Annotated in this window: 3 protein-coding genes and 2 pseudogenes; 4 read left to right on the plus strand and 1 reads right to left on the minus strand. The window is 62.2% G+C overall.

Features of this window, described 5'->3' with window-relative positions; translation table 11 throughout:
• Positions 1-582 precede the first annotated feature (582 nt).
• From CXQ88_RS21010 to CXQ88_RS21030, 4 genes and pseudogenes are all read left to right on the plus strand, one after another.
• Positions 583-899, plus strand: a pseudogene (locus CXQ88_RS21010) (DUF4193 domain-containing protein).
• An 808-nt stretch (positions 900-1,707) separates the two neighbouring features.
• Positions 1,708-4,338, plus strand: a complete 2,631-nt coding sequence (locus CXQ88_RS21015) for a calcineurin-like phosphoesterase C-terminal domain-containing protein (protein ID WP_104046100.1) — start codon at positions 1,708-1,710, stop codon at positions 4,336-4,338.
• 1,404 nt (positions 4,339-5,742) lie between these two features.
• Complete coding sequence (locus CXQ88_RS22050; protein WP_181037643.1) at positions 5,743-6,267, plus strand: hypothetical protein; 525 nt, start codon at positions 5,743-5,745, stop codon at positions 6,265-6,267.
• A gap of 82 nt (positions 6,268-6,349) precedes the next feature.
• Complete coding sequence (locus CXQ88_RS21030) at positions 6,350-6,871, plus strand: hypothetical protein (protein ID WP_146069263.1); 522 nt, start codon at positions 6,350-6,352, stop codon at positions 6,869-6,871.
• Positions 6,872-7,701: 830 nt separating this feature from the next.
• Here CXQ88_RS21030 and CXQ88_RS22785 read toward each other — a convergent pair.
• A pseudogene (locus CXQ88_RS22785) lies at positions 7,702-7,884 on the minus strand (TetR/AcrR family transcriptional regulator); the annotation flags it as partial.
• Positions 7,885-8,159: the final 275 nt, after the last annotated feature.

Below are 8,159 nucleotides of genomic sequence, written 5' to 3' on the forward strand. Positions count from 1 at the left end.
CCGGATCCGCTTTTCGGATTGCCGTCCCCGCCACTCACATAATGAGCCTATGTGGCAGCAGTGGGGGCGGGCAAGAGAGTGGTCAAAGGCTGGACGCCCGGAGGACGGCAACACGAGGTTGCGGCAGCTCGACTTCTTCTTGAGTGGTTGTCACGTAACGTCGGCTACTCGGCAGCGGCAGGTGAAAGGCAGCGTGGGGGGAGGATCGCGTTCCGTTCCCAGCGGTGTAGCGGGGGCGGCGCTCCCGCAATCCAGGTACTCATACGGGAGCGACGGTTCTCGCGTCTATTTCCGGCTTTGGTGCTTGGCGTCTTCGGAGCCACTTTTCCGCCGGGCCCGTGGCCCGGGTGGCTGCAGCCCAAAAGACCACACCTGCTGGCAGGGAAGCGATGACAGCCAGGCCCTTGCGCTCCGGATCGACGAGCGGGTACACGAACCCTAACTAACTCAATTGGAATTGGGCGCCGGCCACAAAAGTTACGGCGGGCGAAGAGCTACCTGCCTCTCCCTCGTGGGCTTTCAACGCGGGAACAATTGGTGCCGTGGTGTACGTTGCAGTTTCGTCAGAAGAGAACGTCAGAAATGAGAGACATCCAAGCGGCAGCCGACTATGACGAACTCCGTTCCGACGTCAAGGAATCCCAGGACCGTTCGCTGGAGGCATTGCAGTCTGCGAACGCCCCGGATGCCCGCAGCGTCGTGACTGAACTGGACGAAGCCGATGTACTGGATGAGGGCCTGACCCCCGGGGGAGAAATTGTCTCCGAGGAGCTCATCGTTCAGGTCATTCCCCAGGGCCAGGACGAGTTCACCTGCTATTCCTGCTTCCTGGTCCGGCACCGGTCCCACTGGCCCGTGAGAGCAACGGCCACTCATACTGCATCGAATGTGAAGGCTAGGCGGATAATTTCTCCAAGCTACCGCTCCGGGCGGTCCGCCCTTGGGCGGTCGCCCCTTATTTGACCGGAGCTTCGCCAATTTCTATCGGTTTCTCAGTGGCTCAAGTGACCGCAGAGCAAGGGGCTGCCAAGGCGCTGGTTTCCAACCCAGGGGCCCGTTCTGAGCGCCAGCTTTACATAAGGTCAATTATCGGCTCTTTAAAACAGGCGGGGGAGTGCCTCCAAAGGGGGCTGTTTCCTAGCATCATTTGATGGCGTTTTCCCCAAGTTTCGGAGGTCAGAACTGTTCAGCCAGGCCGACGGCCTTCGAGCCCATCAGGATCAGGGTGAGTAGGGGTGTAGGCAGCGACCAGATCCGAGCAGCGGGCGGAACCAGTAGCCCGAGTCGATCGGATTCCTTTCGTCCCAGAAACCGGGGGAAAAGTAGACGTAGGACTTGGTCGGAGCTGATATGGCAGGAAGGCCCAGAGCCTCTTCTTATACGAAGCCAATAGTCCGGCGGGGGCATAAGGCGAGACTATCGAGGCTGATAAGCCCTCAGGCGCAGGTTCCCCTGGGCTCAATGCGGGCACTACGCTCAGCCAGCCGCTTCTGCATAGGAAAGCTGTTAGCGCTCACTTTGCTTCAACTTCGGCTCTCGTTCATCTGATTTGGAAAAGGTCGATAGTGATCTCGCCCCGACGGGCAGCAATTCAATTCCCCACAAGAGGTTTAATTCGTGCACCCATCCCCTTCTTTGCAAACAACCCGGTGGTCCCGGCCGTTTGGTACAACCGCAGGCGCTCTGGCTTTGCTAGCGACCTGCGCCATGTTCAGCCCTGCCGCCACCGCCGCTCCAGCCCCTGTCATGCAGCCCGGCGCGCCGCTGGCCACTGCGCCACTGCAGATCACCGAAATCACGCCGGATACGTCCAACGTGGGCACTGCCGACGGCTTCGAGTTCATTGAGGTGTACAACGCCTCTTCCGAACCGCTCGATTTCAGCGATTACACCCTCCGTTACCTCTACCCCCGCGCGGATCTGACTAACTCCAATGTTGTGGACTGGCCGTCGGTGCCCCGTGAAGTTTCTATCGCACCGGGCGGCACCCTGGTCTTCTGGATCAAGAACGGCCAGAACGATTCATTGACCGACGCTGACTTCAACGCCAAGTTCGGTTCCTCCCTAGTTATGGGTGAGAACCTGGTGGAAATTTTTACCGGGGGCATGGCCAACGGGTCGCCACGCGGGCTGGAGATCGCCACGAACACCGGCTTCGGCCTAAACCGCGCCTACTACAACCTTGACGGTGCCGACAACACCTCGGCCAATCGGGGTATCCAGTTCTCGGTCAACCCTGAGGACCCCTCCCGGCAGACCCTGACCGGATTGGCTGCGGCTTCGCCCGGCAGTGTCACCCCGAATCAGGTTCCGGCAGGACTCATGGTGCTTCCCGTCGACTCGGTGGAACCGTCGGTGACCGACGCCACCGGACAGAGAATTAACCCCGCAGCGGACTACTCATTCGAAGCGACCGCCACCGACAACCAGCAGGTCCGCACGGTCACCCTGAACCTGCGCAGCGACCTTGAGCCGGAATTCCAGAAGCACTATCTGAAAGCCGGACAGGACGACCGCTACGAACACGTCCTCGACGTGTTCGACCCGGCAGACAAGCTCTGGTACGAGTACTACTTCACCGTCACGGACGGAACCAACACGGTCAACACCGAAGTCCGGCGCGTTAACGTCGAAGGTGCCGACAGCGCACCGGCAGAATCAAGCTGGGCCGGCTCCGCCTACCGAGGCGGCGTCGAGGTCCTCAACGCTGCCGAGGCCAACCAGCAGATTCTCGACGGCACCGTGTTCCACGACAGGAACAGGAACTCGACCCAGGATTCCGGCGAGCCGGGCCTGCCCGGAGTGACGGTCTCCAACGGCCGCGACGTCGTTACCACCGACGGGCAAGGCCGCTACGAACTGCCGGTATTCGATAATATGACCGCCTTCGTTACACAGCCGCGCGGCTACCAGGTGCCGGTGGACCAAGACAATGTCGCACAGTTCTTCTATAACCACCTGCCCGCGGGCTCCCCTGCTCTGAAGTACGGCGGCATCGCCCCTACCGGAGCACTGCCTGACAAGGTGAACTTCCCCCTGGCCAAGAGCGGTCTCACCCAGTCTCCGGAACAGCACTGCGTACTCGGCGCCGACGTTCAAACCTATGACCAGGAAGAAGTCAGATTCGCGCGTAACGGTGTCTTTGCCGACCTCGCCGGCCGCACCGACTACGCCGGCTGCGGCGCCCTGTTCCTCGGCGACATCGTGGGCAATGACCTTTCCCTCTACTCCCAGACGCGCAATCTGACCTCCATGCTCAACGGTCCGGCCCGTTTCCTGCCCGGCAACCACGACCTCGACTTCGACGCCCTCGACGGTGAGCACGAGTTCGACACCTTCCGCGCCCAGTTCGGCCCCGAGTACTACTCCTACGATGCCGGCAAGGCCCACGTCGTCGCACTGAGCAACATCGTGTATCCCGGCCCGTCAGGCAACAAATACGACTCCGGCATCAGCGACCGCCAGCTGGAGTGGCTCCGCGCCGACATCGCGTCTGTCCCCGAGGACCGGGTCATCGTACTGGGCGCCCACAGCCCCCTGCTCGAGTTCTTCTACAGCGACACCCACTCCACCCAGCCGCTGAAGGAGATCTACAAAATCCTTGAAGGCCGCGAGGTGATCTCCCTGGCCGGACACACCCACATGTCGGAGAACCTGCGCAAGGGCGACCTGATGGCCGGCTGGGCCGACACACTCGGCCAGGACGGCCTGCCGTTCACCCACCTGACCGTCCCGGCAGTATCGGGCCAGTGGTACGAGGGACGCACCCTTGAGGAGGGTTTCCCCACCTCGGTGCAGCGTGATGGCACCCCTCCCGGCGTGCTGACCCTGGATATCAAGAACACGGAGATCCGCGAGCGTTTCACCGCGACCGGGGACGACGGTTCCGACCAGATGGCCCTGGGCATCAACTCCCCCACCTACCGGACCTGGTACGACGCGTACAAGGACCGGCGCGGCTCGGCTCCGGCCCCGCAGAACCCTAACGCCGTAACCCAGAGCGAACTTGGTGAGACCTGGCTGACCACCAACTTCTGGATGGGTGCTACCGGCTCCACCGTGAAGATAGCCATCGATGGCGGCCAGACCGTCGAGGCCACACGCACCCAATCGATGACCGCTGACGACATCCCGCTGATCGGCGCAGAGTACACCGATCCGGTCGCCAGCCTTGAGCAGCTGGTGCACGGCGGCGGCCTCCACGACCGAACCTCCCACCTGTGGCGCCTGAAGCTGCCAGCCGGCCTGGCCATCGGCGAGCACGCCGCCACCGTCACCGCCACCGACTCTCACGGCCAAGAATTCACCGAGACACTCACCTTCGAGGTCACCGAATAGCCATCCCTTAGGACGATGTCGGGTGGTCGCGTTTAGCAACCACCCGACATCGTCCTGTCGCGCCCGCCTTCGCGGCCCGCTTCGGCCCTCACGACTCGGTCACCATCTTGAGAGGACAAGACGCATGGGCCTGCAAACACGGCAAAACGAGATCATCGACGAGTCCCGCAGCAAAATGAAACCCTGCAGCTTCACACCAGAAAGTTTCCAGATCTGCAAAAGAGACTGACGGACTAGGCGCCAACGAGCAAACTGTCTACAGGCAGCCGCTGAACAGGCAACACCCTGACGCGTTCGCCGGGGAAGTCCCGTTATCGGCCTTTATTATCGGAAGTGAAGTGGCTGCGGGAGCTCCCCTTCCAGGACGAATCCGGAGTTCCCCCGGCCTTGGTACAGCCCATAGGGGGATCCCTCACTGGACGCTTGTAAGGCGGCTCTGTAGTGGCTGCGGCCCGCCTGCCGCTTGGGTGTCCTACAAGGTAGGTCCCGAGCCAACCGCAAAAGGACCTAACTCAGAGCGCCCAAAGGCGATTTGACGAGATTTCAGAGGGTGGTTATATTTTTTTCTCGTAAGAAAAAGAGAACGGAAGTTCCCCCGGCTTGAAGTAGCTGTAGTGGCCTGTTTAGGGGGAAGAACCGTTGCAGTAACACCTGGTCGTCGGACAGCTTGAGACGGCCAGAGCATCACCAGCAACACCTGGTCGTCGGACAGCTTGAGACGGCCAGAGCATCACCAGCAACACCTGGTCGTCGGACAGCTTGAGACGGCCAGAGCATCACCAGCAACACCTGGTCGTCGGACAGCTTGAGACGGCCAGAGCATCACCAGCAACACCTGGTCGTCGGACAGCTTGAGACGGCCAGAGCATCACCAGCAACACCTGGTCGTCGGACAGCTTGAGACGGCCAGTGCAACACCAGCAACACCTGGTCGTCGGACAGCTTGAGACGGCCAGTGCAACACCAGCAACACCTGGTCGTCGGACAGCTTGAGACGGCCAGTGCAACACCAGCAACACCTGGTCGTCGGACAGCTTGAGACGGCCAGTGCAACACCAGCAACACCTGGTCGTCGGACAGCTTGAGACGGCCAGTGCAACACCAGCAACACCTGGTCGTCGGACAGCTTGAGACGGCCAGTGCAACACCAGCAACACGGGGCGGGCAAGTTGAGAGCATCCTTATGCATTCCTTGCCCGCCCCGTACCGTTCGGCTCTGCTGCTCGGCCTCTCAGCGGTCGGCATGCACGGGTTTGCCCGACCGAGGCAGGTTGACGGGAATATCCGTTATCGTCGTTCCAAAATGAGTCGGGAGTGCCCGCAAAAGTCGCCGTCTCCTACCTTCCGATGAGGGATCTGTTAGCGGGCGGCAGTACTACCTGCGGGTCTGCATCAATGCTGTAGATGGTGTCGAAGCGGTCGGTAATCCTGGTGATGTCCTCAAGCGTGCCTGGCCGCCCTGGCCGCAGCATCAGTGCTGCTCTCCGGCTGCGCGGCAGCCGCCGGCGCCGAAGGGCAAAGCTCCCCCGCAGGTTCACCAAGTCCTGCCGCCGCCGCCCCATCGCCAGCACACACGGTCACGGCGCTTCCACCCCAGGTGCCACCGGAGCCGAGGGTCCCAGCGAAGCCGCGCTCATGGTGTGCGGGGACCAGCCAAAGGAAAGAGTGCGTTCCATCCTGGACCTGGACGCGGATCCCCACACCATCAAGGACTCGGCCGACAGCACCTTCACCTGCACCTACCACCTGGCCGAAGGGGACCTGGCAATCTCGGTCCAGGAAGCCGCCAACCAGCCAACTGCCCTGAAATTCTTCGACGCCATGCAAGCCCTCGCGAAGGACGCCACACCCATCGCAGGACTCGCGAACCTCGGATTCCCGGCCTACGAATCAGCCGACGGATCAGCGGTCTTCCATAAGGACAGCTGATTGAACACGATGGGCGTCCACGGGTGGCGAGTAACATCAACCTGCAGGTCGTGGAACGCCGGATGCCGGTATGGTGTGGTTCATGACATTGGGGGATACCGCCGCCACCATGGCGGCAACAGATCCGCGCGCCCAGGCTTTTGGCTACGCGCAGCGCCGGTCGTGGGTTTTCGTGGCTTGGTGGTACGGCGCCACCCTCGCGATTCCGGGGGCCGTGGACGCAGGGCTCTCCGGGCTTCTCGGCCAGGATCCTGAGCGGGGAATCTTCATGATGATTTTTGGCGCTGTCGGTTCGGCCCTGGGTTGGCTCCTGACGTTGGGGGTGCGGTTCTCACGTAAACTTCCGAAGCCTGCTTCTGACATCCCGCGCGTGGAGCAGAGCATCCGGATCAATCCGAGCGTCATCAGATTCTCGGTGATCGGTGCGGTGCTGATCGCAGCCGGCTTGGTCCTGTTCACACCCAACGGCAGGTCCCCACAGGTGCTTCCCATTGTGGGCCTCATCGCTGCAGCTCAGCTGAGCATCGCCGCCGGCGTGGCCTACTCGGGGTGGCTCTTGAAGAACAGTGCCGAGTTGTACTCACGGTGGCTGGAGCGCCGCTGACCGTGGCCACGACCAATCGAAGGAACGTGGGGGACCGATCCATTTGGACACTTTGATTGCCGCGGCTGTCATCCTGGCGGTGCCGATTGCCATTACCGTTCGTGTTGTCTGGAGGATCTTCCGCCCGCTGGCGAAAGGAGAAGCCGCCCGCCCATAGGGGTACGTTCCAGTCCCAGCGTGGCAGGGTCTACCGGAAAGGCGGGACCTACCGCAACGCTAGCCCTAGCGACGGCACCGGCGGCGGTTACTAGTCCACGGCGCTTCCTGCAAATCAGAGTCGAGGCGTGCGGCCGAATGGTTGAACGCCACCCGGTCTGTCTCAGGTGATCCTGCTGGAACCTGCTACCTCGGGAGACTGAAGAAGGTCTTCGGGTCGTCGGCGCGCAGCAAATCGTGGGGGAACATCTGGCCTGACTATCGCTGGTGTCAGTCAGCTCCGTGCAGGTCCTGTTCGGGTGGCCGCACGCGGCTGATACGGGCTTCGTCCAGGGTAATGCGCCTCCGCTGGCGTCTTCCCCGGCGGCGTGAGTCAACGGTCGGCCATCGATCAAGAGGTGCTGGCTCCGGATGACGGCGCCCTTGACGGATGGTGCGGCAGCCCGTCCACGTCTGGCCGCCTTGGCCCCGCTCTGTTTCGGCCGGGCGTCAAGCCCTCACGTGTAGGGGCCTCGGCCGGAGACTCCTTTAGGTGCAATTTCGCAGCAGGTTACAGGTTCACGTCCCGAGCGTCCTCCCTGGATGTGCATGGCCTTAGTTTTTTGCCCACGGGCGGTCAGTTGATGTGCCCGCCGGTGACCAGTGAAACTGCCCAGTGGGCCTTAGAGACGTGGCTAGCGGTGGTGAGTGGTCAGTTGGGTTGCGAGTCCGGGGAGCAGGATGCTCAGTCCCTGGTCGAGCTCGGCGTCGCCGTCGTAGTCGGCGAGGACCGGGCCGAGCGCCCGGAGGTGGGGGAAGTCTTTTGCCGGCAGGCGGTGCAGGCCCAGGCGCAGGATGGCTTCGTTCTCGTCAGGATCCCTTCGTTCCCTCGATGGCCATGGACACCAGGTCCTACCTGCACGGTCCCATGGACTGCGCGGGACCCTCTACTGCTCATGTGCTGTTCGGCCGCCAGAGAGAAGGCCTGCTCGCTGACCAGCTCGCGGAAAAGAACGTCCCGATCCTATTGATCACCGACGAGGACGTGACAGCCTCCGCGACAATCATCCGCATTCCCCCAGCTCACCGCCGTGCAACGCTCCGTCCTAGAGGTGGCCCTGATGCAGCGCCTCGTCCAGTACACCGCCGACGC

It is taken from the genome of Arthrobacter sp. ZGTC412 (assembly GCF_002929215.1).
In the GTDB taxonomy this organism is placed as follows: Bacteria; Actinomycetota; Actinomycetes; order Actinomycetales; family Micrococcaceae; genus Arthrobacter.

Excerpts from the sequence above, each read along its gene's own strand:
- CXQ88_RS21015 (WP_104046100.1), top strand. The coding sequence starts at position 1,708 with ATGTTCAGCCCTGCCGCCACCGCCGCTCCAGCCCCTGTCATGCAGCCC.
- CXQ88_RS22050 (WP_181037643.1), top strand. The coding sequence starts at position 5,743 with ATGGTGTCGAAGCGGTCGGTAATCCTGGTGATGTCCTCAAGCGTGCCT.
- CXQ88_RS21030 (WP_146069263.1), top strand. The coding sequence starts at position 6,350 with ATGACATTGGGGGATACCGCCGCCACCATGGCGGCAACAGATCCGCGC.